This is a genomic window from Psychromonas sp. 14N.309.X.WAT.B.A12 (genome assembly GCF_030397575.1).
GTDB lineage: Bacteria > Pseudomonadota > Gammaproteobacteria > Enterobacterales > Psychromonadaceae > Psychromonas.
Genome location: NZ_JAPNXS010000007.1, coordinates 169,156 through 191,611, shown reverse-complemented (window position 1 = coordinate 191,611; position 22,456 = coordinate 169,156). Strand labels below are relative to the sequence as shown.

Below are 22,456 nucleotides of genomic sequence, written 5' to 3'. Positions count from 1 at the left end.
TTGTTTTTAATCAACTATTGAGCAACATGCAACTTCATTATATCTGTGTAAAATAAGCGTTATATATAACATAATTGAGTGAGTATGATGAGTACTTTTACTAGTAATCTATGGACATATTAATTTACTATCAGATCGACTATTATTAGTACTTACCTCAATAGAATTAGCATAAGGAAAACAGTTTGTTAACCTCAACATTACCAGTTCGAATATATTATGAAGATACAGATGCAGGCGGCGTTGTTTATTACGCAAATTACCTGAAATTCTTTGAGCGTGGTCGAACAGAGTTTTTACGCGATTTTAATATCCAACAAGATACGCTACTAGACGAAGGCATCGCTTTTATGGTGAAAAAGGTGGATATGGACTGCATTAAGTCTGCTCGATTTAATCAACTACTTAGTATTGAAACAGAGGTTGCATCATACCGTAAAGCCAGCTTATTATTTACACAGAAAGTTTTTGATGAAAACAGGGAACTTCTTTGTCAGGCGGATACTCTAATCGCTTGCGTAAATTTGAATAAAATGAAACCAACCGCTATTCCAACAGAAATAATTGAGGTAATTACTCGTGCACGCTGATATGTCATTTTTAGGGTTATTCCTACAAGCTAGTTTGCTTGTAAAAACGGTTATGTTATTGCTCTTAGGCATGTCTATCTATTCATGGACGTTGATTTTCTCACGTTCAAGAATGTTGAAGTCGGCTAAGTTAGCACTGAAACATTTCGAAGATCGCTTTTGGTCAGGTCATGACTTAAGCCGATTATACAAAGAAACCGCTGCTCGTAGTGAACGAGTTAATGGTGGCGAAAAAATATTCTACATGGGCTTTAAAGAGTTCTCTCGTTTACATCGCATGCCGGGGCGTAACGTTGATAGCGTTATCGAAGGGGCACATCGTTCAATGCGTGTCACCTTATCGCGTGAAATGGATGAGTTAGAATCTGGTTTACCTGCATTAGCAACAATTGGTTCTATTAGCCCATATATCGGCCTATTCGGTACGGTTTGGGGGATCATGAACTCATTTATCGCTTTAGGTGAAGTACAACAAGCTACTTTATCTATGGTTGCTCCAGGTATCGCAGAAGCCTTGATCGCGACTGCAATGGGTCTATTTGCTGCGATTCCTGCTGTAATGGCTTACAACAAGTTTTCTACTCAAGTTGGTCATTTAGAAGCGTCATACATTAACTTAATGGAAGAGTTCACCTCGATATTACAGCGCCAAGCAATGACTGAGAGTGAGTAACTATTATGCGACATTCTTATCGAACGCCTAGACGAAAACGCGTTATTGCGGAAATTAATGTAGTACCTTACATCGACGTGATGCTGGTACTACTGATCATCTTCATGGTAACGGCTCCGCTAGTCACACAGGGTGTTAAAGTCGATCTGCCGCAAGCCGCAGCAGAATCGTTACCTGAAGATTCCAAGCCGCCTTTAATTGCTTCAATTGATAAACAGGGGCGTTACTATTTAAGCGTAGGTGATGAGTCCGATACACCGTTAGATGCATCGCAAATGTCATCGCTTGTAGCGGGACAAATTGAGCTTGATCCTGATGCTCAATTTATCGTGAAAGGCGATGGTGATGTCGACTATAAAAGTGTGGTGAAATTGATGGTGTTGCTACAGCAAGCAGGTGTGCCTTCTTTAGGTTTAATGACAGAGCCCGACGAATAGATGAAAAATAGCACAAATATTATTGCATTTATTACTGCATTTGCTTTGCATCTCATTATTGGAGGTGTGTTGTTGATGAACATTGATTTCTCGCTGCCGAAAGATAAACCTGAGGCAGCATCAATCATTGATGCCACTGTTATTAATCAAGATATGCTTGATAGTATGGCAAAGCATTCAGAGCAACAAAAACAAGCTCAGCAAAAGATAATAGATCAACAGCGTAAATTACAAGCAGAGCAAGAAGCTGAAAAACAACGTCAGCAAGCACTGGTGCAGAAGCAAAAAGATGAAAAGCTAAAGGCTGAAAAAGCAGAAGCAGTACGTCAACAAGAAGAACAAAAGCGTATTGAAAATGAAAAATTAGCCGCGGCAAAAGCAGCGGAAGAGCAAAAACAGGCTGAACAAGCTGCTATCGCCGCAGCTGAAAAGAAAAAAGCAGATGATGCTGCTAAAGCTGCCAAACAAAAAGCAGACAAACTAGCTGCCGAAAAAGCGGCAAAAGAGAAAGCAGATAAATTAGCTGCCGAAAAAGCGGCGAAAGAGAAAGCTGACAAACTAGCTGCCGAAAAAGCGGCAAAAGAGAAAGCAGAAAAACTAGCTGCCGAAAAAGCGGCGAAAGAAAAAGCTGATAAATTAGCTGCTGAGAAAGCCGCGAAGGAGAAAGCTGCAAAAGAAAAAGCAGCTAAAATTGCTAGAGAAAAAGCAGCAGCTGAAAAAGAACGTTTAAGACAAGAAGAGTTAGATAGACAAATGGAAGCTGAGTTTTCTGATGATTTTTCAAGTGCAAGAAGTGCAAAGCAAACCTCTGAAATCGCTAGATACCAAGCACTGATTCGCTCTAAAATAAGTCGTAATTGGAAAGTTGATCAAAGCATGAGCGGTCAAACTTGTACATTAGCCATTAAATTAGCTTCTAACGGATTAGTATTAAGTGCAGTGATGAGTAAAGGTGATCAAAAGTTATGTGATTCTGCTCGTCGAGCAACACTGCAGGCTAAAACGTTACCTATTCCTAAGGATCCTGATATTAGTGGTCAGTTTAGGGATTTCGATATTACATTAGAGCCAGACCTATAAGGAATGAACATGTTTGTTCGATTAATTAGTTTGATAATACTGGTTGCAGCTTCAAGCAATGCATCAGCACGTTTAGAAATTTTAATTACAGAAGGCGTTAATAGTGCACGTCCTATTGCTGTTGTGCCTTTTAAATGGCTAGGCAAAGGCAAAAAACCACAAAATTTCTCTGAAATTGTTGCTGCTGATTTACAACGCAGTGGTAAATTTAGCCCTTTATCAATTGATAAAATGCCAAAAACACCTTCTAACAGCAAAGATATTGATTACTCTACCTGGACTGAGTTAGGTGTTGAAGCGATTGTTATGGGTGAAGTAAAACCAGATACCACTGCTGGTAAATACATCGTCACTTTTGAGCTGTTAGACGTATTAACCGGTAATGTTAATATGCCTAACTTTGATCCAGTGATGGATAAGCGCCGCAGTACTATAACTACAAGTCAGTTAAGACAATACGCACATCGCATTAGTGACATTGTTTATGAAAAATTAACTGGTGAGCGTGGTGCCTTCTTAACGCGTATCGCTTATGTTGCGATCGACAGAGATAGTACACACCCATATCAATTACGTATCTCAGATTATGATGGTGAAGGCGAGAAATTAGTATTACGTTCAAAACAGCCAATTATGTCTCCTTCTTGGTCTCCAGATGGGCGTAAACTGGCTTATGTAAGCTTTGAGAAACGTCGTTCTCAAGTATATATTCAAGATCTTTATACTCAGCAACGTGAGTTAATGACTTCTTTCCCTAAAATTAATGGTTCACCAACTTGGTCACCAGATGGAACTCAATTAGCATTAGTGTTGTCGAAAGATGGACAACCAGAGATATATACTTTTAATATAAAGACAAAAGCATTGAAACGATTGACAAATAATCGTGTCATAGATACTGAACCTAGTTGGACACCTGACGGAAAGTCGATTATATTTTCATCTGAACGAGGCGGAAGACCACAAATTTATCAAGTGTCTTTAGCAACGGGCAAAGCGAAACGCCTTACTTGGGAAGGTGAGATTAATTTAGGTGGTACAATGACCCCAGATGGTGATAATCTTGTACTTGTAAGTCGTCATAATGGGAATTATATGATTGCGGTGCAAGACCTTGAATCTGGTGAGTTAAGAACCTTAACAAAAACACAGTTAGATGAGTCACCAAGTATTGCTCCAAACGGCAGTATGATTATTTACAGCACTGTTTATCAAGGTAAACAAGGCTTAGCACTAGTTTCGATGGATGGTCGATTTAAAGCGAATATACCAGCGAATAATGGTGAGGTTAAATCACCGGCATGGTCACCATTTTTACAATAATTTAATTAAAACGTACTAAGGAAATAAAATGAATCGTTCTATGATTTCAAAAGGCTTATTAATTGCACTACCAATGTTAGCATTAGGTGCTTGTTCTTCAACTACTGATGCAGATGCAGAAGCAGCAGCGAAGCTACAAGCTGAACAAGCAGCGGCAGCAGCTAAAAAAGCAGCTGAAGATGCAGTACAAACAGATACAATTCAAGCAATTGAATTAACTGCTGAAGAAAAGTTAGTTGAGCAATACACTAGCGCGATTTTAGAGACAACAATCAACTTTGAGTTTGATAAATCAGTTATCTCTCCAAAATACGCAACAATTTTAGATGCTCATGCTAAATACTTAGTAAACAACACTGATAAATCAATCACTGTTGAAGGTCATGCTGATGAACTAGGTACGCCTGAGTACAACATCGCACTTGGCGAACGTCGTGGTCTAGCTGTTTCTACTTACTTAGAAAACATGGGTGTTTCTGCAAGTCAAATCACAGTAGTAAGCTACGGTGAAGAGAAGCCAGTTAACCTAGGTCATAACGAAGCTGCTCGCGCTGAAAACCGTCGTGCAGAATTAGTTTACTAATTTCTATATGAAAAAACGTAATCTATCAGCGGCCATGCTTATGACCGCTTTTTTCTCTTTCCCGAGTTACGCTGCTGCACCTGTTTCAGATGCAACGGTCAGTACGGCTAGTAATGCAGAATTACTAAAACGTATGGATGAGTTAACAAGAGTGATGACGATACGCAATAAAATGCAGATTCGTTTTCAAACTCAGTTAGATCAATTAGGACAAGAGATAAATCAGATAAAGGGTTCAATGGAAGTCTTTTCCAATGACCTAGAGCAAATTGAAGAGCGTCAACGTAACCTCTATCAAATGTTAGATGAACGTCAACAAACTTCACAACCTGTTGCTGCATCTGCAACACCAGCTGCTCCTGGTACAGACAAAGCCGCTTATCAAGCTGCTGTTGATTTAGTGCTTAATGATAAACAGTATCAGCAGGCTATTACTGCTTTTGAAGCGTTTGTTATTGATCATCCTGAATCAAGTTATGTTCCAAACGCGCAATACTGGTTAGGGCAACTCCTCTATAAAGAAAAGAAACGTGATGAAGCTAAAGTTGCATTCTTAGTTGTCACTGAAAAATACCCTGACTCTAATAAACGCGCCGATGCATTACTTAAAATTGGTATCATTGATGAATATGCTGGTTCGATTGATTCTGCGAAATCTTTCTATCAGAAAACGGTCACTGAGTACCCAAATTCATCTGCAGCAAACTTAGCTGCTAAACGTTTAAAGACTCTTTAAGCACATATTTTACCTAGAATAATTGTGCTTAAATCTATTATTGTTTAATTTCTCAGCACATGAAATAAAAGTCGCATTTTTTTGTTGCGCTCTGAAAATATTTGTATATTATACGCCGCAGTTGAGAGCAACACGTGATGCAAATCATGTTCTAGCTTAAACTTAAAGCTCAGTTGGTAGAGCTTTTAATCTATTTTAAGATTAAACAAAACCAAAACGTTATAAAATACGTATGTAGCTCAGTTGGTAGAGCTATTGATACACTTTTAATCTAAAAGTGAATTGAAAATTAAAACCATAACCATATGTAAATTATATGGGCCGTTAGCTCAGTTGGTAGAGCAGTGGACTTTTAATCCATTTGTCGAAGGTTCAAATCCTTCACGGCCCACCACATTTTTATCTCCCCCTTATATATCTAACTACTCGTAAATATTTCATTACTTTTTTTCTTCTAAGTTGCTATAATCTGCACCCATTTTTCTATATCTAAGAGTTAATAATGAGCCAATTTTCCCCGCTTGTTGGATCTGATTATCCATTTCCTGGTAAACCTGTTGAATTAACTTCACAGGAAAAGATTGATTACAAAGCTAAAATCAAACAACTACTTGTTGAAAAAGATGCGGTACTTGTCGCTCATTATTATACCGATCCTGAAATCCAAGCGCTGGCTGAAGAAACGGGTGGTTACGTTGCAGACTCTTTAGAGATGGCTCGCTTTGGTCGAGATCATAAAGCAAAAACATTGATTATTGCTGGTGTTCGTTTTATGGGAGAAACAGCAAAAATTTTAACACCACATAAAACCGTACTAATGCCTGAACTTGCCGCTACTTGTTCTTTAGACGTGGGTTGTCCTGTGGAAGAGTTTTCTGCCTTTTGTGATGAACATCCAGAACGTGCTGTGGTTGTATATGCAAATACTTCAGCTGCTGTTAAAGCACGCGCAGATTGGGTCGTGACATCGAGCATTGCGTTAGAGATCGTTGAACATTTAGATAGCGAAGGTAAAAAAATCATATGGGGACCAGATCGCCATTTAGGTAGTTATATTGAGCGCAAAACTCAAGCTGACATGATTATGTGGCAAGGCGACTGTATTGTTCACGATGAGTTTAAAGCTAGTGCATTACGCGATATGAAAGCAATCCACCCTGATGCTGCTATACTAGTGCATCCAGAGTCGCCTGAGAGTGTCGTAAAATTAGCTGATGCAGTAGGATCTACAAGCCAACTGATCAAAGCAGCGCAATCTCTACCTAATAAAAAATTAATTGTAGCTACTGATACAGGCATCTTTTATAAAATGCAGCAAGCATGTCCAGATAAAGAGATGATGGCTGCACCAACAGCTGGTAACGGTGCAACGTGCCGTAGTTGTGCACATTGTCCTTGGATGGCTATGAACGGCCTTAAGGCAATATATGATTCATTAACTGATGCTTCAGGGCATGAGATAGATGTTGATCCTAACGTTGCTAAAGGCGCGTTAGTATCGCTAGATAGAATGTTAAACTTTGCCGCTGAGCAACAGTTAAAAGTTAAAGGTAACGCGTAAGCGTTTTATTGTAAGCTCTGACATAATGAGCTTACTATCACTCAACTTATTGAGAATTTATGATTACTAATGATGTTTTACGCCGTGTACGTTATGCACTGCAATTAAATGATACAAAAATGCTAGCCATCTTTGCTTCAGTTGATAACGAAATGAGCGTTGATTTTTTACATAGTATTATTGCTAAAGAAGACGCAGAAGGTTTTGTACTTTGTCGTGATAGCGTTTTATCGTTGTTTCTTGACGGCTTAATCTATGAAAAACGTGGCCGTAAAGAGGGCGCAGTACCAGCTGTATTACCTGCTAAAGCGATTTTATCTAACAACGATATTCTTCGTAAGTTACGTATCGCGTTAAACTTTAAAGATGAAGATATGCTAAATGCATTATCACTTGCTAACTTTCCAGTATCTAAAGGTGAGTTATCAGCATTATTTAGAAAGTCTGATCACCGTAATTACAAGCCTTGTGGTGATCAACTACTACGTCGCTTTATTGACGGTATTACAGTGCAGTTCCGTGGAACTAAACCAAGTACTGACGCAGTTGACGCTGAGTAAACGTACTTAGTTTCAATCTAATACCAAAGCCGAGTTAATTAACTCGGCTTTTTTATGCCAGTTGTTTCCACATTTTTAAAATAAAGGCTTGTGTAAATATCGGGTATCGTCCTGTGATTATAACTAACTATCACTGGTGATTAATACAATTACCTTTTAGTCGAAAGTGAAAATAATAACGATAGAGAAGTTGAAGTTAAGGTATAGTTTACATTAATCCAAGGGCTAAGCCCTTAAACCGCAATAATCCAATCTAATTAATTTTATAAGCACTCTTACAAGTCAATTTAATCAATCATTTATTGAAAAGTGAATAATCTATTTGAATCTCAAGTAAATGTGAATTAATGTGATTTTTTTTAAAAAATCAGGCTGAGAATGAAAAATTCTACAGCCTCGTTATATGAATCTAGAGTTTAGCTATGCATTCTAAAGAAGTACTTGAGTTATTCGTTTCCAAAGCAGACAAACTTATTGCCAGCTCATTTTCGAAGCAAATGCAAAAGGAGCATAAAGTCACAATTGGAGCAGAAGTATTAGATTACGTAGGTCCAACTGACGAAGGGCTTGATGCATTTCTTTTGACGCATAGATTGTTTTTTCAAAGAAACGAACACTTCCGTATCAATAATTTACATTCTCACTTTAAAAAGCTTAAGGCGGATGATAATAAGTTAGAAGCACTAATAGAGATGCAGGCTTAGATTAAAAAGTATTGGAACTCTGATTCACCACTTATTTACGATGGTGAAAGAATGTCCAACTGGGATATTTACCAAGGTTTTCTTTATGGTGACCTTGCGCATACAAATAACATTGAACACCGTGAGAAATTTATAGCTTGGACTAAGAATACAATTTCTAAAGAATCATCATATTTTGACTTCAGAGACATACTAGGAAAAACGCTTATAATTATTGCACAAACTAAATATCTAACTGAAGATGTTCTTTCGAAGTAAATTTATATAATAAAACGTTTAAACGTAACTAAAACAGCGGATTACGTTCCGCTTCGCTATACATTACAACAAATCAATTTTGTCTACTTAATGCGGCCTAAGCTGCCCTAAACATTGGAGTCGATTATGGAAAGCGTTAAGTACCCAATTAAAGGTTCTTGCCAATGTGGCGAAGTAACTTATGAGCTTCTTGAACCACCTTTAATGGTTGTCGCTTGTCATTGTAAAGAGTGCCAAAAGTTATCTACTAGTGCATTTAGTATTACGGCTGTGGTGACAACTAAAAGTGTTAAGTTTAGTGGGGTAATGAAAGAATGGAGTCGTCCCTCGGATAGTGGAAATATTAATGGCGCTAAATTTTGTCCGTCATGCGGCAATAGGCTTTATCATTTCGACCCTAATGAACCTGACAAGCTAAAACTAAAACCAAGCAACTTAGCAGACACTCGTATAATAAAGCCAACTGTGCATGTATGGCTTAGTGAAAAGCAAGATTGGTATCAGATTCCTGAGGGCGTTAAAACTTTCGATAAGCAGCCTTCGTAGCAAGTACAGTTTACAAGTCATTACAGCAGTAAAATTTACAGTTAGCTGTCTTCACTACATGCAGTGTTGTAGCTAACGATAAACTTCTTATTATGCGCCATGAGCTTGTAGAGCTTCTCCAAAAGGGAACTCGCTATACGAACACAACTCTCCCAGTGAATATTCATCGCTTTTAAGAAGAAAAACTAACGAGTTTCTATTTCAACGATTTTTAGGCTGAGCAATTTATCTGCCCAGTTAGCTTTGTCGATACCATCAACCCAAATTATTCGACTGTCTCGTGTTTCACCTTTGCGTAAGTAAGTATTTGGCAATCTGTAGCTGGCTTGCCATACGTTGAAGGTTTGCTCGGAAATTTGTTTAGCTTGATCATCATAAAAAGTGGCTGCAACTTTTACTATTACGACACCCTCTGCGTTATTACTGGATAAGGCAAACTTTAAACCAAGGGATCGCTCTCGCCAAGTGGCTTCAGTAAAGGTCACTTTGACATCACTTTTTACGGCCGTATTTAACAATCCTGAACGCACTAGTGATGATTTATCTTTTGCTGTTTGTTCTGTGTTAGCAGGTATTACTGTAGTCGAGGCGATGACGACAGGTACAATTGTATTATCAGCTTTTGTAGTTATCTCAGTATTAACGGCGATATATTCCCAGGTGTGGTCATCGTTTAATTGAACTGTGGCACCATTATCTAATGTTACGGTGCCAATGCTTGCTGCTGAGAGCCCAAATGATACTGAACTGAATAGGATAAATAGTGTGTGCTGTAGGTGGCGAAAATGCATAAGTTTCAACTTTTTATTATTTGATTTAAGACAGAATATCTTTCTGTTGGACAAAGGCAAGTGGCCTTTATGTTTTAGTGTTCATTGTTTTAAGTCTGAAGTTTTAAATCGTTTTGGAGAGATGTTGAGTTTGTTGAAGAGAGGCTAACGCAACCCATTAATATTGGGTTGCGGTTAAATTTAATAATTGGTTTTTTCTTTAAACTCACATAGGTCTTCTATTAAGCATGAGCCGCAGCGTGGTTTTCTAGCAATACAGGTATAACGCCCGTGTAATATTAACCAGTGATGTACATCTACTTTGAATTCCGCTGGAACAACTTTTAACAGCTTTTTTTCTACATCATCAACATTCTTGCCCATGGCTAACTTAGTGCGGTTAGAAACACGGAAGATATGTGTATCGACAGCAATGGTTGGCCAACCAAAGGCGGTGTTTAAAACGACGTTAGCTGTTTTTCTACCAACGCCTGGTAAGGCGACAAGTGCGTCTCTGTCTTGCGGTACTTCACTGTTATGAAGGTCGATTAACATCTTACACGCTTTAATGACATTTTCGGCTTTACTGTTATATAAGCCAATGGTTCTAATGTAGTTTTTTAGCCCATCAACCCCTAGTGCGTAAATAGCTTCTGGTGTGTTGGCGACGGGAAACAGTTTATCAGTGGCTTTGTTGACACTGACGTCTGTTGCTTGCGCTGAGAGAGTGACGGCAACTAATAACTCAAAGGGAGAGCTGAAGTTTAGCTCTGTCTCTGGGTGAGGGTTGTTGTCTCTTAAACGGGTTAAAATTTGTTTACGTTTTATAGTATTCATTATTTTTTCAATAGGTTATCAATGCTGTTTTTAAAGGCGATGATTAAGCCCATCAGGATAAAAGCACCTGGTGGTAATGCTGCAATTAAAAAGCTAGTGTCTGTATTGTACAGGCTAATGGTCATAAAGCTTGCCCAGTCGCCCAATAAGGTTTCTATACCATCAAATAGTGTTCCTTGCGCTAACACTTCACGTGCTGCGCCTAATATGATTAATACGGCGGTGAAACCTAAGCCCATCATCAAGCCATCAAAGGCAGAATGTTTAACGCTGTTTTTTGAGGCAAATGCTTCAGCACGACCAATGATCATACAGTTGGTTACAATTAATGGAATGAAGATACCTAGCGACAGGTAAAGTTGGTAAGTATAAGCATTCATTAATAATTGAATACAGCTTACTAAAGAGGCAATGATTAATACAAATACCGGAATACGGATAGCCTTTGGAACATGGTGTCTGATTAATGAAATTAATATATTAGACGCGATCACTACAAATAATGTTGCTAAGCCTAAACCAAGCGCATTGGTTAAGGTGTTGGTCACCGCCAGTAATGGACATAACCCCAGTAACTGCACTATGCCTGGATTATTTTTCCATAAGCCTTGTAGGCTCAGGTCTTTATAAACAGCCGCATCGCTTGCTTGGGGTGCAACTTCTCCTGCATCTATCTCTTCCGTCATATCATTCGCGATAGTGGCATTAGCCTTGTTTTCTTGTGTCATTACAGGTCTCCACAAGTTGCTTCAGTATTGAATAAAGTTGATTTATGTTGGTTAAAATACATGAGTGTATTTTTAACGGCAAATACCACTGCACGTGGCGTGATAGTCGCTCCAGTAAAGGCATCAAAGCTTCCACCATTCTTTTTCACTTCCCACTTAGCATCTTGTTCTGCTTGGTAGTCACTACCATCGAATGAATAGATCCAATCTGACTTGTTAGTTTGTATTTTATCGCCTAATCCAGGTGTTTCCGTATGGCTATTAATACGCACTCCTGCCACTGTACCGTCGGCATAAATTCCCACTAATAACTTAATTTCACCGGAGTAACCTTTAAAGGTACTGGTTTGAATTAAAGCGGCAACAGGCTGGTTATATTGCTTGGCGATAAACACTTGTTTAGGAGTCGCGTCACCTAATAACTGATTGTCGACAACGGTAAAGCAACTTTCAATGATGTTATTATCATAACGATCAGGTTTGATTAATTCATTAATATTGTTTTGTAAGGCAATTTGTTCCTGTTGTTGAATCACAGGTTGCGTTAATACATTTACTAGGGCGATTGCACCTGTACAAAGTACTGCAAATATACCGAGTAATAGCGCGTTACGGCTAATTGCTGGCATCATCATGAGCGTCTTCTCCCATAAACTTTAGGTTTGGTGTAATAATCAATTAATGGCACACATATGTTTGCTAATAAAACTGCAAAAGCTACTGCGTCAGGGTAACCACCAAAATCACGAATAATCACCACTAATAATGCACATAATAAACCATAGGCGATGCGTCCTTTCACTGTCGTGCTGGCGGTGACAGGGTCGGTTAAAATGAAGAAGGCACCTAACATGGTCGCCCCTGAGAATAAATGATAAAGCGGAGAAGGGAACAACTCAGGATCCGTAGCAAAAGGAATGAAAGAGAAAACAATCATACCCACTAAGAAACTCGCTGGGATGTACCATAAAATCACTTGTTTTTTGAGCAGGTAAAGTCCGCCTACTAAGAAGGCTAAGTTAACCCATTGACTCCCTTGTAATGAATCTGGACTGAATAATGTGGTTTTCAGTGTTTCAGAAATCGTGTCACCTACGTGTAGGGCATTACGGATAGTTTCTAATGGCGTCGCTAAGGTAAAACCATCAATTGATGTCTTAATTTGCGTGACGCTATACCCATCAATACTGTAACCAGTGAAGATTAAACTCAATGTATCCTTGATGGTCACTGGAAATGCTTGCATTGATTCAATAGGCAACCAAGCTGTCATTTGTACTGGAAATGAAATTAATAATAAGACATAACCAGCCATGGCTGGGTTAAAAATATTTTGCCCAAGCCCACCGTAGAGTTGTTTTACTATGATAATAGAAAAGGCTGTACCAATAACGATCACCCACCATGGTGCAAGCGAAGGGATAGAGATCGCTAATAACACGGCGGTGACAATCGCTGTATAATCCTTAATGCTATTAATAAAAGGGCGCTTACGTAATGTAAGAAAAATAGCTTCTGATGCAACGGCTGTCGCAATAGCCAGCGCTATCTGCACATAGATACCTAACCCAAACAAGTAACTATGCACAAGGACGCCAGGCAATAAGGCCAACACAACCATTTTCATGATTTCAGGCGTACGGCGTTTTATGCGCTGGTGTGGTGAGGTCGAACTGAAAAATGCCATAACTTATTGATCCTTCTCTGCCTGTTTTTTCGCTTTTGCTTTGGCAATGGCTGCCGCTATTCTGGATTTTTTGTCGTCCACAGTTTTTTCTTCTGCTGACTCTGTTGGTACAGAGTCCCTTTGTGATGCGGCTTCTGCTGCCGCCTGTTTCTTGGCTTTAGCACGAGCAACTGCTGCAGCGATTGCGGCTTTTTTGGGATCGACTTCTGCTTCAACTTTAACGTCATTTTCTGGCGCATCTGTTGTGACTTGTTGATCTTTAGTTTCTGCTGCTTGTTTTTTAGCTTTAGCACGAGCAACTGCTGCAGCGATTGCGGCTTTTTTGGGATCGGCTTCTGCTTCAACTTTAACGTCATTTTCTGGCGCATCTGTTGTTACTTGTTGTTCTTTAGCTTCTGCTGCTTGTTTTTTAGCTTTAGCGCGAGCAACTGCTGCCGCGATTGCAGCTTTTTTTGGATCGGCTTCTGCTTCAACTTTAACATCATTTTCTGGCGCATCTGTTGTCACTTGTTGATCTTTAGTTTCTGCTGCTTGTTTTTTAGCTTTAGCGCGAGCAACTGCTGCCGCGATTGCAGCTTTTTTCGGATCTACTTCAGTTTCTGTTGCTGTAGATTCTGTAGCAGCTTGTTTCTTGGCTTTAGCGCGAGCAATGGCTGCGGCAACTGCTGCTTTTTTCGGATCTGCTTCAGCTTCTGTTGCTGTAGATTCTGCAGCAGCTTGTTTCTTGGCTTTAGCGCGCTCAATGGCCGCGGCAACTGCAGCTTTTTTCGGATCTGCTTCAGTTTCAGCAGGTGTTGATTCTGCAGCGGCTTGTTTTTTAGCTTTAGCGCGGGCAATGGCTGCTGCCACTTGACTATTAGCTGCCGTCGGTTTGCTGCTTGACTCTGCTGAAGCTTCATTATTCGCTTGTTTTTTGGCTTTAGCACGGGCTAGGGCTGCGGCTACTAAGTCTTCGCCACCAGTCTTATCTTGCATTTGTTGTTTACGTTTTTCAGCTGCTAATTTGTGTTTTAATTGACGTTGCTGTTTTTCAGTCTCTAAACGTAACTCTCTATCTTCATGGCGTTTACGTGCAATAGCAGCCTTTTCTGCTTCGAACTTAGCGGCTTTAATTTGTGATTTAGAGACGCGGTAATATTCAACTAATGGAATATGACTTGGGCAAACAAAAGCACAGGCTCCACATTCGATACAGGCAGATAAATCATATTCTTCTAACTTTTTATGGTCTTCGCTCTGTGAGTACCAAAGTAACTGCTGTGGTAATAGTTCTACTGGGCAGGCTTCAGCACATTCACTACAACGAATACAGTTCATTTCAGGCTCTGGCTGAGGTAACTCTTTCTCAGTAGGAGCAAGAATGCAGTTACAGGTTTTTGACACTGGCATACCTGGATCGCTGACGGTAAAGCCCATCATCGGGCCGCCAATGATCAGTTGTTGATGATGCAGTGCATTCAACCAGTAAGTATCTAGCAAATGTTGAATTGGTGTACCAATGCGCACGCTAGCATTGCCTTTACGTGCAAAAGCATCGCCGGTAATGGTGACAATACGAGAAACGAGTGGTTTACCATTGATGATCGCTTCTTTAACGGCAAAGGCTGTTCCTACGTTAAACATAGAGATGCCTAACTCTGAAGAGTGTTTATTGATTGGCGTTTGCTCTCCCGTTAACACTTCAATCAGTTGTTTAGCACTACCCGATGGATAGCGAGTTGGAATAACACGTAATAGGATATTATCAGCAGCACCGGGTATGCTCTGCAATGACTTCGTGAATGCTTCAATGGCTTCCGGTTTATTATCTTCCACTGCAAATATCGTTAATTTAGGCTGCAATATGTGTTGCAGTATATTAATGCCTTCAATTATTTCGTCAGCATGTTCTTGAATTAAACGATCATCGGCAGTGATGTAAGGTTCACATTCAATGGCATTGATGATTAACAGGCGATTTTCACTGTGTGCTAATTTTAAATGTGTAGCAAAACCTGCACCACCCAAGCCAACAATACCGGCTTGTTGAGTTGCTTCGATTAAGGTTGCTGGCATCTCTTGGCGATAGTCACTAAATCCTTGAGTAGGGAAAGGTCTATCTAAACCATCGGTCTCAATCACTATTGATAACACAGGCAGACCAGAAGGGTGGCAGTCAGTTCTTGGTTCAATGGCTTTGACCACACCAGAGCTACTAGCATGTTGTACTACTAACGCGCCGTATACTTTAGTTAAGGGTTGGCCTTTTAATACCGTATCGCCTATTTCTACTAGTAATTGGGGAATATGACCTTTTTGCTCAACAGCAATGATCAACTCTTCAGGAATACCTGCGTCGGTAATTGCACTTTGGTTACTTTGTAATTTGTTTTGTTCAGGGTGCACACCACCATGAAAGTCCCACATTTTACCAGCCGCAATCTGCTCTAATTTTTTGTCACTTAATAAATTGCTTTTTTGTGTCATGTTACGGCTCGTTGCTACTGTCGGTTGAGATAGTTTTTGTTGGGATAGTTTGTAAATTCCACTGCCAGTTTTGTGTGGTAATTTGGATAGGTAGCATATCAATACAATCTGTTGGGCAAGGTGCAACACACAACTCACAGCCGGTACATTCGTCTGTGATTACTGTGTGCATTTGTCGAGTTGCCCCTAAAATGGCGTCAACAGGGCACGCTTGAATACACTTGGTACAGCCGATACATTCATCTTCACGAATAAATGCGATCATTTTAGGCTTTTCTTCGCCTTCTAATTGCTTAGGCTCAATCCCCATGCGATCTGCAAGTTGTTGCATAACGGCTTCACCACCAGGAGGACATTTATTAATATCGTCGCCTTCTGCGATGGCTTTGGCATAAGGCTTACAACCAGGGTAACCACATTGTCCACATTGTGTTTGTGGCAGCATGGCATCCAACTCTTCTACAATTGGATCTTCTTTTACTTTAAAGCGAATCGATGAGTAGCCCAAAAGAGAACCAAAAATGAGCCCTAAAACACCTAAGGTTACAATGGCAATAATAATACTGATGATCATTTAATTAACCCAGTAAAGCCCATGAATGCTAACGACATTAAACCTGCTGTAATCATAGCGATAGATGCTCCTTTAAAAGGTAATGGAATATCCGCGGCGCTGAGACGCTCACGAATAGAAGAAAATAAAATAAGCACTAAGGAAAAACCTACGCCTGCACCTAATCCATAAATTACTGACTGCGCAAAATTATGTTGCTCAGTTAAGTTTAATAAAGCTAAGCCTAAAATGGCACAGTTAGTGGTGATTAGCGGCAGGAATATGCCCAGCAAACGATATAGTGTTGGGCTGGTTTTATTCATGACCATTTCGGTAAATTGTACTACTACGGCGATAACTAAGATAAAGCTCAATGTTTGCAAATAATGTAAGCCTAGTGGCTCAAGTAAGTAATTATTTACAATATAAGAAAGTGCCGCTGTTAAGGTTAAAACAAAAGTGGTTGCCAAAGACATACCAACGGCTGTTTCAATTTTATTAGATACCCCTAAGAATGGGCATAGACCTAAAAACTTTACTAGCACAAAGTTGTTCACTAATACTGTGCCAAAAAAGAGTAAAAAGTAATCGCTCATAAATAATAATTCCACTACTGACCGTAGGTTATTTTATGCATAAAAAAAGAGAGGTATTGTAACAACAAAATCAGCCTATTTCAGTGTGAAAATGAAGTCAATTTTGGTGATTTATTCATTTATCTTACGATTCAAGTCAGCAAAAGGTTTTTTTGTTGCTTAATCTTCTACTTTTTTACTATTGTCGATGCTCCTTTTACAAACTTGATTTGCATCAATAATCTATATCTGGTGTTAAGTATAGTAATTTATCACTATATATTGTGTTTTGGAGTGGTTAATGAAACCTGTTGTGATCAAGCGAGATGGTAGCCAAGTTCCCTTTGACGGATCGCGTATTAAAGCGGCGATAAGTAAAGCTGCATTGGTAATTAAAGATAATAAAATACAACCTGATCTTATTGTAAAGGAAGTAAGTAAGTCCTTGTCAATGTTGGAAGAAGTAGACATTCACCATATTCAAGATGCAGTTGAAGCCAGTTTAATGAAAAATGGTCATATTGAATTGGCGCGGATTTATATTGAATATCGCCATGATAGAGATATTGCACGTGAACGAAAAAGTCAGTTAAACCATGAAATAAACGGGTTAATTGAACAGAGTAATGCCTCTTTGTTGAATGAAAATGCTAATAAGGACGGCAAAGTCATCCCCACTCAACGTGATTTATTAGCCGGCATTATTGCTAAGCATTATGCTAAATCTTATATGTTGCCACGAGAGGTAGTGCAAGCGCATGATCGTGGTGAAATTCATTATCATGACTTAGATTATGCACCATTTTTTCCGATGTTTAATTGCATGTTGATCGATATTAAGGGGATGTTTACCCAGGGCTTTAAAATGGGAAATGCGGAAATTGAAGAGCCCAAGTCAATTTCAACGGCAACCGCAGTGACCGCTCAAATCATTGCACAGGTGGCCAGTCATATTTATGGTGGAACCACGATTAATGCTATCGATACTATTTTGGCGCCCTATGTGACAAAAAGCTTTGAAAAGCATTTATTGACTGCGAAACAGTGGGGGATCGAAGATGCTCACGCCTATGCAACACAACAAACAGAAATTGAATGTTACAACGCATTTCAATCATTAGAATACGAAGTGAATACTCTACATACCGCTAATGGGCAGACTCCTTTTGTCACTTTTGGTTTTGGTTTAGGAGTTGATTGGCAGTCGCGTTTGATTCAACGCGCTATTTTAAAAAACCGTATTGCTGGATTAGGGAAAAATAGAAAAACGGCTATATTTCCGAAGTTGGTATTTGCTATTAAAGACGGCATCAATTTAAAAGAAGATGACCAAAACTACGATATTAAGCAATTGGCTTTACGTTGTGCATCAAAGCGAATGTATCCTGATATTTTAAATTATGACAAAGTGGTTGAGGTGACTGGCTCCTTTAAAACCCCAATGGGGTGTCGAAGCTTTCTCGACCGTTATCAACAGACTTCTGTTACTGATGATGGCGAAATAGATTCAGAATTGATTCATGATGGCAGAGGTAATTTAGGGGTTGTAAGTATTAACTTACCTCGAATCGCCTTGCAAGCAAAGGGTGAGCAAAAGGTGTTTGATGAATTATTAGCTGAACGGCTACATTTACTTAAAAAAGCCTTAGATACCCGTATTGAGCGATTGAGTGACGTTAAAGCAAGTGTGGCACCTATTTTATATATGGAAGGCGCTTGTGGGGTCAGATTAAAAGCAGATGATTGTGTGGCTGATGTATTTAAGCATGGCCGTGCTTCAATCTCTCTGGGCTATATTGGCTTGCATGAAACGGTAAATGCTTTATTTGGTCATGATCAGCATATTTTTGATAATGAAGTTAAGCAACAAAAGTCTCAACAAATACTCCAGGTATTAAAACAAGCTGTGCAAGACTGGTCTACGCAATCTGGTTATGCCTTTAGTTTATATTCCACTCCTTCTGAAAATTTATGTGATCGTTTTTGTCGATTAGATACAAAGGAGTTTGGTGTGATTAGCGGTGTAACAGACAAAGGTTATTACACTAATTCATTTCATTTAGATGTTGAAAAGTCGGTAAACCCTTACGATAAAATTGATTTTGAAATGGTTTACCCTGCCATTAGTAACGGTGGTTTTATCTGTTATGGCGAATACCCGAATATGCAACATAACTTAAAAGCCTTAGAAAATGTTTGGGACTATAGCTACAACAGGGTTCCCTATTATGGGACAAACACGCCTATTGATGAGTGTTATGAGTGTGGTTTCACAGGCGAGTTTGATTGTACCAGTAAAGGTTTTGTGTGCCCGAGTTGTGGTAATTCCGATCCTGAAAAAGTCGCTGTGACACGCCGTGTTTGTGGGTATTTAGGTAGTCCAGATGCCAGACCTTTTAATCAAGGAAAACAAGAAGAGGTAAAGCGCAGAGTGAAGCATTTATAACAATTTATAATTACCACTGAGGCATCAGTTATGCATTATTCTAAATATTACCCAGTCGACGTGGTTAATGGCGAAGGTACTCGTTGTACCTTATTTGTTTCTGGTTGTGTACATCAGTGTAAAGGCTGTTATAACCAATCAACTTGGTCTTTAACTGCGGGGCAGTTATTTACCGAGCAGCTTGAACAGCAGATTATTGATGATTTAAATGATCAACGTATTGTAAAGCAGGGGCTTACCTTGTCTGGGGGAGACCCCTTACACCCTGCGAACGTTGATCAAGTTTTAGCACTTTTAAAACGGGTCAAACGTGAATGTGAAGGTAAGGATATTTGGATGTGGACTGGATATTTGTTAGCGGAACTTAATGTTAAACAGAAACAAGTTATTGAGCTGGTGGATGTATTGATCGATGGTAAGTTTGAAAAAGATCTTGCTGATCCTTCATTGGCTTGGCGCGGCAGTTCGAACCAAGTTATTCATTATTTATAAGTCATTCAGCAGCAAAAACAAAAGAAGAGCTTAATAAGCTCTTCTTTTTCATTTAATCTGGCTAAATGGTTAATTACTGTAGTTTGAATTTCTTAACTATATCAGCAAGATGCAAATTTGCATCGGCGAGGTTGATGGCTTCGTGATTTACATCGTCACCACTGGTTGCAATACGCTCTACCATCTCGCTAATTTTTGCCATATTCTTATTTATCTCATGGGATACGGCGCTTTGCTCTTCTGCTGCTGTAGCTATTTGCACATTAATCGCGTTTAACTCTTCAACGGACAAGCTAATATCATCTAGATCTGTAACCACTAAGTTGATCTGTAATGAGGTTTCTTCACAACTGGTTCGTGTTGCTTTCATGGTCTGCGTCACTGTGTTACCGCTGGTGGTGAGTCGGTTAATGGTGTGTTGAATTTCCGTAGTACTTTGTTGTGTTCTTGAAGCCAACGCACGTACTTCATCGGCAACGACCGCAAACCCTCGACCATGCTCGCCTGCTCTAGCTGCTTCAATCGCCGCATTCAAGGCAAGCAGATTAGTTTGGTCGGCTATTTCACCAATAATCCCTAATACTTTTGAGATTTCAGATATTTGTAATCCCATTTCAGAGATGTTTTTAGATACATCATCAACACTTTTAACGAGTTCTGTTACTGTTTGTGTTGCGTTACGAACTACTACTTTCGACTGTTCTGTTTGGGTATTGGTTTTACTGGTAAATTCAACGGCACCTGATGTATTTTTAGCGACATCTTGGGAAGTGGCATTCATCTCTTCCAAGGCTGTAACGGCTTGCTCTGTTTCAATTTTATGTTGATTAAAGGTCTGTTTGTTCTCTTCGGTTAATGTTTGTAAACCATGGATGCTCGAGTCAATACGAGAAGATGCTTTAGCGATATCTAGCATCATATGTTGGAGGTTATCAATAAAGGTATTAATGTTTGCTGATATTTGCCCTAGGTCGTCCTGGCTCGTCACAGGTAAACGTTTAGTTAAATCACCGTGGCCACTTGAGAGTGCTTGTACGGTATTCTTTAGTGCAATCATAGGTCTGTAGGTGTAACTCAGTAATAAGTATATGACCAATGAACCAATCAGAATTAAGGCAATAGTGCTAAGTAAGCTGGTTTTTAAAGACTGATCTACAACTTGGTAAACCACTGATTCATCCAATGTGATTAATAGGTGCCAATGGGTATTGTCATCAATCTTAATTGATTCAAAGTAATTAACGTTATTTTGGCCATTACCACGGTATGAGAAAGACCCTTGTTGTTCATTCAATAACTGATTTTTAAAAGGTAATAAGGCTTTAGTATCTGCAATGCGACTTTTACCTGAGATTAAAGTGCGATTAGAAGAAGCTAATACTAATCCTTTATCAGTATAAAGTGTTGCTGTCGCGTCTGAAAATACGGTGTTATCAACCATTAGCTGTAATCCGTTCAGCTCAACGTCAGCCAGTAATACACCTTGCATCACATTGTTACTGTAAAAAGGTGCTGCAATACTGACCATTAAACGGCCTGTACTACTGCCTGTATAAATATCTGTGATAATCGTCGTGCCTTTACGTTTTGCTTGTTGATACCAGCCACGAGTGCGAGGGTCATAACTGGCCGCATATTTTCCTTTATTACTGTTAAAAGCTAAGCCATCTTCATATCCCACTACGATGGCAGAGGCTTCTGTGGAACGTTGTAATAACATTAGACTAGTAATGGTATTAATATCATCACTTCTTGTTGAAAAAAGTTCTGCAGAGGTACTGATGCTTCTATTAATTCTATCGATAAACTCATGAATTTTATCACCGTTACTGGATAGGTTTAGCATAGAGTAACGATCAACATTGTCTATGGTGATGTTTGATTGTTGAGTGTAGGAGATAAAAGAGAGTGTGGCTGTTGCAACGGTTAACATTATAATCGCAGCAGAAACGATTCGACCTTTGAAGTTAAGATACATGTAATGGCTCTTGAGTGGGTTGAAGATTAAAATTGGTATTAATAAAAATAAGTTATCAATACTAGTATCTACCTTAGTAAGGTAGATAAAGAATGCGCGGGATAGTAACATTGTTATAAGTCTCTTTTCTATCTCTAATGAGGTGTTTTTTGCGTGGTTTTTTGGTTTAATAGGGTGATAGTGGAGTGGTAGATAAAAAACAGGTTTGTATTGGTCTAGGAGATGCTGACTTTACTTTTGCTGTGTATATTCAAAATCAACCGAATATGCCGCAATGGCAAGCGTTAAGTAGAGTGACTCCTTTGCAATCCACTGATGTTGATAGCATTGGTAAAGTATGTGGAAATGGTTGGAGGAAGGTGTTTAATGTTTACGCCAAATTACTTTATGCCTTAAACCCAGAGCACTTTAAGTTTTCTTTATCTGCACCAACTTGGCAATCTTATCGAGATCAATATTTATTGCAGGAAGGGAGCCAAACAGCGTTACTATTTAATGCATCAAGTTTAGTGATTGATAATGACTATGATGGTAAAAGAAGATCTCAAACTGTACATATTATCTGTGGTAGAACTTATGCAAAGCAGTTAATAAAAACAGAGCAATTAAAAGACCCGTTATTGTGGCTAGATGAAGAGTTTGCAATCAATGTAAGTCAACGAGTGATCGTTTGTCCTTACTTTGATTACAGGCAGTTATCGAACATAAAAATTCAGCGATTATCTACTTTGTTAAGTGGGTTATCAAAGGGCAACATATAATATAAACAGCTGTGTTGACATGATAAGGTGCTGAATAGCAGCCACTTTGATCCATCGCCGCTATAATTATTGTAATTGGTATAAGTAGACCGTTTATTATCTCAGTATTTTA

General features: G+C 39.2%; 24 protein-coding genes and 1 tRNA gene. 16 read left to right on the top strand and 9 right to left on the bottom strand.

Features of this window, described 5'->3' with window-relative positions:
- Window positions 1-185 precede the first annotated feature (185 nt).
- The 13 genes from ybgC to OW492_RS11140 all read left to right on the top strand — a co-directional run bounded on the left by ybgC (window position 186) and on the right by OW492_RS11140 (window position 9,051).
- The gene (gene ybgC, locus OW492_RS11200) at window positions 186-590 is read left to right on the top strand and encodes a tol-pal system-associated acyl-CoA thioesterase (RefSeq protein ID WP_290040035.1); all 405 of its coding nucleotides are present in this window, start codon (window positions 186-188) and stop codon (window positions 588-590) included.
- Window positions 580-1,263 (top strand): protein TolQ, encoded by a 684-nt coding sequence (gene tolQ, locus OW492_RS11195; RefSeq protein WP_290040034.1) that lies wholly within the window; start codon window positions 580-582, stop codon window positions 1,261-1,263. Before ybgC ends, tolQ begins: the two co-directional genes overlap by 11 nt.
- A gap of 5 nt (window positions 1,264-1,268) precedes the next feature.
- Window positions 1,269-1,700 carry a protein TolR gene (tolR, locus tag OW492_RS11190; RefSeq protein WP_290040033.1) on the top strand — a complete coding sequence of 144 codons (432 nt, stop codon included), beginning with the start codon at window positions 1,269-1,271 and terminating at the stop codon, window positions 1,698-1,700.
- A complete protein-coding gene (tolA, locus tag OW492_RS11185; protein WP_290040032.1) occupies window positions 1,701-2,780 on the top strand; it encodes a cell envelope integrity protein TolA in 1,080 nt (359 codons plus the stop codon).
- 9 nt (window positions 2,781-2,789) lie between these two features.
- Window positions 2,790-4,103: a Tol-Pal system beta propeller repeat protein TolB gene (gene tolB, locus OW492_RS11180; RefSeq protein WP_290040031.1), complete on the top strand. Its 1,314-nt coding sequence runs from the start codon at window positions 2,790-2,792 to the stop codon at window positions 4,101-4,103.
- A gap of 28 nt (window positions 4,104-4,131) precedes the next feature.
- Window positions 4,132-4,686: a peptidoglycan-associated lipoprotein Pal gene (pal, locus tag OW492_RS11175; protein WP_290040030.1), complete on the top strand. Its 555-nt coding sequence runs from the start codon at window positions 4,132-4,134 to the stop codon at window positions 4,684-4,686.
- Between the two features lie 7 nt (window positions 4,687-4,693).
- Window positions 4,694-5,422 carry a tol-pal system protein YbgF gene (gene ybgF, locus OW492_RS11170; RefSeq protein ID WP_290040029.1) on the top strand — a complete coding sequence of 243 codons (729 nt, stop codon included), beginning with the start codon at window positions 4,694-4,696 and terminating at the stop codon, window positions 5,420-5,422.
- Window positions 5,423-5,740: 318 nt separating this feature from the next.
- Window positions 5,741-5,816, top strand: a tRNA-Lys gene (locus OW492_RS11165).
- Between the two features lie 108 nt (window positions 5,817-5,924).
- Window positions 5,925-6,983, top strand: a complete 1,059-nt coding sequence (gene nadA / locus OW492_RS11160) for a quinolinate synthase NadA (protein WP_290040028.1) — start codon at window positions 5,925-5,927, stop codon at window positions 6,981-6,983.
- Window positions 6,984-7,042: 59 nt separating this feature from the next.
- Entirely contained in the window at window positions 7,043-7,543 is a 501-nt protein-coding gene (locus tag OW492_RS11155; RefSeq protein ID WP_290040027.1) for a DUF1456 family protein, read from the top strand.
- Window positions 7,544-7,965: 422 nt separating this feature from the next.
- Complete coding sequence (locus OW492_RS11150) at window positions 7,966-8,247, top strand: hypothetical protein (RefSeq protein WP_290040026.1); 282 nt, start codon at window positions 7,966-7,968, stop codon at window positions 8,245-8,247.
- Window positions 8,248-8,298: 51 nt separating this feature from the next.
- Window positions 8,299-8,505 carry a hypothetical protein gene (locus OW492_RS11145; RefSeq protein ID WP_290040025.1) on the top strand — a complete coding sequence of 69 codons (207 nt, stop codon included), beginning with the start codon at window positions 8,299-8,301 and terminating at the stop codon, window positions 8,503-8,505.
- A gap of 126 nt (window positions 8,506-8,631) precedes the next feature.
- Window positions 8,632-9,051, top strand: a complete 420-nt coding sequence (locus OW492_RS11140) for a GFA family protein (protein ID WP_290040024.1) — start codon at window positions 8,632-8,634, stop codon at window positions 9,049-9,051.
- 185 nt (window positions 9,052-9,236) lie between these two features.
- Here OW492_RS11140 and OW492_RS11135 read toward each other — a convergent pair whose 3' ends face one another.
- The 8 genes from OW492_RS11135 to rsxA all read right to left on the bottom strand — a co-directional run bounded on the left by OW492_RS11135 (window position 9,237) and on the right by rsxA (window position 16,688).
- Window positions 9,237-9,842, bottom strand: a complete 606-nt coding sequence (locus tag OW492_RS11135) for a DUF3157 family protein (protein WP_290040023.1) — start codon at window positions 9,840-9,842, stop codon at window positions 9,237-9,239.
- 180 nt (window positions 9,843-10,022) lie between these two features.
- Window positions 10,023-10,658, bottom strand: a complete 636-nt coding sequence (gene nth / locus OW492_RS11130; protein WP_290040022.1) for an endonuclease III — start codon at window positions 10,656-10,658, stop codon at window positions 10,023-10,025.
- Window positions 10,658-11,344, bottom strand: coding sequence for an electron transport complex subunit E (locus OW492_RS11125; RefSeq protein ID WP_290040071.1), 687 nt, complete (start codon window positions 11,342-11,344; stop codon window positions 10,658-10,660). Before OW492_RS11125 ends, nth begins: the two co-directional genes overlap by 1 nt.
- Window positions 11,345-11,385: 41 nt before the next feature.
- The gene (rsxG, locus tag OW492_RS11120; protein WP_290040021.1) at window positions 11,386-12,021 is read right to left on the bottom strand and encodes an electron transport complex subunit RsxG; all 636 of its coding nucleotides are present in this window, start codon (window positions 12,019-12,021) and stop codon (window positions 11,386-11,388) included.
- Window positions 12,018-13,073 (bottom strand): electron transport complex subunit RsxD, encoded by a 1,056-nt coding sequence (gene rsxD / locus OW492_RS11115; protein ID WP_290040020.1) that lies wholly within the window; start codon window positions 13,071-13,073, stop codon window positions 12,018-12,020. Before rsxD ends, rsxG begins: the two co-directional genes overlap by 4 nt.
- Window positions 13,074-13,076: 3 nt before the next feature.
- Window positions 13,077-15,539 (bottom strand): electron transport complex subunit RsxC, encoded by a 2,463-nt coding sequence (gene rsxC, locus OW492_RS11110; protein WP_290040019.1) that lies wholly within the window; start codon window positions 15,537-15,539, stop codon window positions 13,077-13,079.
- Between the two features lies 1 nt (window position 15,540).
- Window positions 15,541-16,113 (bottom strand): electron transport complex subunit RsxB, encoded by a 573-nt coding sequence (rsxB, locus tag OW492_RS11105; protein ID WP_290040018.1) that lies wholly within the window; start codon window positions 16,111-16,113, stop codon window positions 15,541-15,543.
- On the bottom strand, window positions 16,110-16,688 hold the full coding sequence (gene rsxA / locus OW492_RS11100) for an electron transport complex subunit RsxA (RefSeq protein ID WP_290040017.1): 579 nt from the start codon (window positions 16,686-16,688) through the stop codon (window positions 16,110-16,112). The genes rsxB and rsxA overlap by 4 nt, the downstream gene beginning before the upstream one ends.
- Window positions 16,689-16,968: 280 nt before the next feature.
- Between rsxA and nrdD the strand changes: the two genes are divergently transcribed.
- A complete protein-coding gene (gene nrdD, locus OW492_RS11095) occupies window positions 16,969-19,113 on the top strand; it encodes an anaerobic ribonucleoside-triphosphate reductase (RefSeq protein ID WP_290040016.1) in 2,145 nt (714 codons plus the stop codon).
- Window positions 19,114-19,143: 30 nt separating this feature from the next.
- Window positions 19,144-19,605, top strand: coding sequence for an anaerobic ribonucleoside-triphosphate reductase-activating protein (gene nrdG, locus OW492_RS11090; protein ID WP_290040015.1), 462 nt, complete (start codon window positions 19,144-19,146; stop codon window positions 19,603-19,605).
- A 73-nt stretch (window positions 19,606-19,678) separates the two neighbouring features.
- On the opposite strand, the gene OW492_RS11085 is transcribed toward nrdG, so the two are convergent.
- A complete protein-coding gene (locus tag OW492_RS11085) occupies window positions 19,679-21,694 on the bottom strand; it encodes a methyl-accepting chemotaxis protein (protein WP_290040014.1) in 2,016 nt (671 codons plus the stop codon).
- Window positions 21,695-21,768: 74 nt separating this feature from the next.
- Here OW492_RS11085 and OW492_RS11080 point away from each other — a divergent pair, with 74 nt between their 5' ends.
- Window positions 21,769-22,344, top strand: coding sequence for a hypothetical protein (locus tag OW492_RS11080; protein WP_290040013.1), 576 nt, complete (start codon window positions 21,769-21,771; stop codon window positions 22,342-22,344).
- Window positions 22,345-22,456 lie beyond the last annotated feature (112 nt).

What these genes read in the sequence shown, in the direction of transcription:
- rsxD (WP_290040020.1), bottom strand. Translation starts at nt 13,073, where the DNA reads ATGGCATTTTTCAGTTCGACCTCACCACACCAGCGCATAAAACGCCGT.
- tolA (WP_290040032.1), top strand. Translation starts at nt 1,701, where the DNA reads ATGAAAAATAGCACAAATATTATTGCATTTATTACTGCATTTGCTTTG.
- rsxA (WP_290040017.1), bottom strand. Translation starts at nt 16,688, where the DNA reads ATGAGCGATTACTTTTTACTCTTTTTTGGCACAGTATTAGTGAACAAC.
- OW492_RS11145 (WP_290040025.1), top strand. Translation starts at nt 8,299, where the DNA reads ATGTCCAACTGGGATATTTACCAAGGTTTTCTTTATGGTGACCTTGCG.
- nadA (WP_290040028.1), top strand. Translation starts at nt 5,925, where the DNA reads ATGAGCCAATTTTCCCCGCTTGTTGGATCTGATTATCCATTTCCTGGT.
- OW492_RS11140 (WP_290040024.1), top strand. Translation starts at nt 8,632, where the DNA reads ATGGAAAGCGTTAAGTACCCAATTAAAGGTTCTTGCCAATGTGGCGAA.
- OW492_RS11125 (WP_290040071.1), bottom strand. Translation starts at nt 11,344, where the DNA reads ATGACGGAAGAGATAGATGCAGGAGAAGTTGCACCCCAAGCAAGCGAT.
- nrdG (WP_290040015.1), top strand. Translation starts at nt 19,144, where the DNA reads ATGCATTATTCTAAATATTACCCAGTCGACGTGGTTAATGGCGAAGGT.
- tolB (WP_290040031.1), top strand. Translation starts at nt 2,790, where the DNA reads ATGTTTGTTCGATTAATTAGTTTGATAATACTGGTTGCAGCTTCAAGC.
- OW492_RS11150 (WP_290040026.1), top strand. Translation starts at nt 7,966, where the DNA reads ATGCATTCTAAAGAAGTACTTGAGTTATTCGTTTCCAAAGCAGACAAA.
- rsxC (WP_290040019.1), bottom strand. Translation starts at nt 15,539, where the DNA reads ATGACACAAAAAAGCAATTTATTAAGTGACAAAAAATTAGAGCAGATT.
- nth (WP_290040022.1), bottom strand. Translation starts at nt 10,658, where the DNA reads ATGAATACTATAAAACGTAAACAAATTTTAACCCGTTTAAGAGACAAC.
- tolR (WP_290040033.1), top strand. Translation starts at nt 1,269, where the DNA reads ATGCGACATTCTTATCGAACGCCTAGACGAAAACGCGTTATTGCGGAA.
- rsxB (WP_290040018.1), bottom strand. Translation starts at nt 16,113, where the DNA reads ATGATCATCAGTATTATTATTGCCATTGTAACCTTAGGTGTTTTAGGG.
- rsxG (WP_290040021.1), bottom strand. Translation starts at nt 12,021, where the DNA reads ATGATGATGCCAGCAATTAGCCGTAACGCGCTATTACTCGGTATATTT.
- OW492_RS11155 (WP_290040027.1), top strand. Translation starts at nt 7,043, where the DNA reads ATGATTACTAATGATGTTTTACGCCGTGTACGTTATGCACTGCAATTA.
- OW492_RS11135 (WP_290040023.1), bottom strand. Translation starts at nt 9,842, where the DNA reads ATGCATTTTCGCCACCTACAGCACACACTATTTATCCTATTCAGTTCA.
- pal (WP_290040030.1), top strand. Translation starts at nt 4,132, where the DNA reads ATGAATCGTTCTATGATTTCAAAAGGCTTATTAATTGCACTACCAATG.
- OW492_RS11085 (WP_290040014.1), bottom strand. Translation starts at nt 21,694, where the DNA reads ATGTTACTATCCCGCGCATTCTTTATCTACCTTACTAAGGTAGATACT.
- nrdD (WP_290040016.1), top strand. Translation starts at nt 16,969, where the DNA reads ATGAAACCTGTTGTGATCAAGCGAGATGGTAGCCAAGTTCCCTTTGAC.
- ybgF (WP_290040029.1), top strand. Translation starts at nt 4,694, where the DNA reads ATGAAAAAACGTAATCTATCAGCGGCCATGCTTATGACCGCTTTTTTC.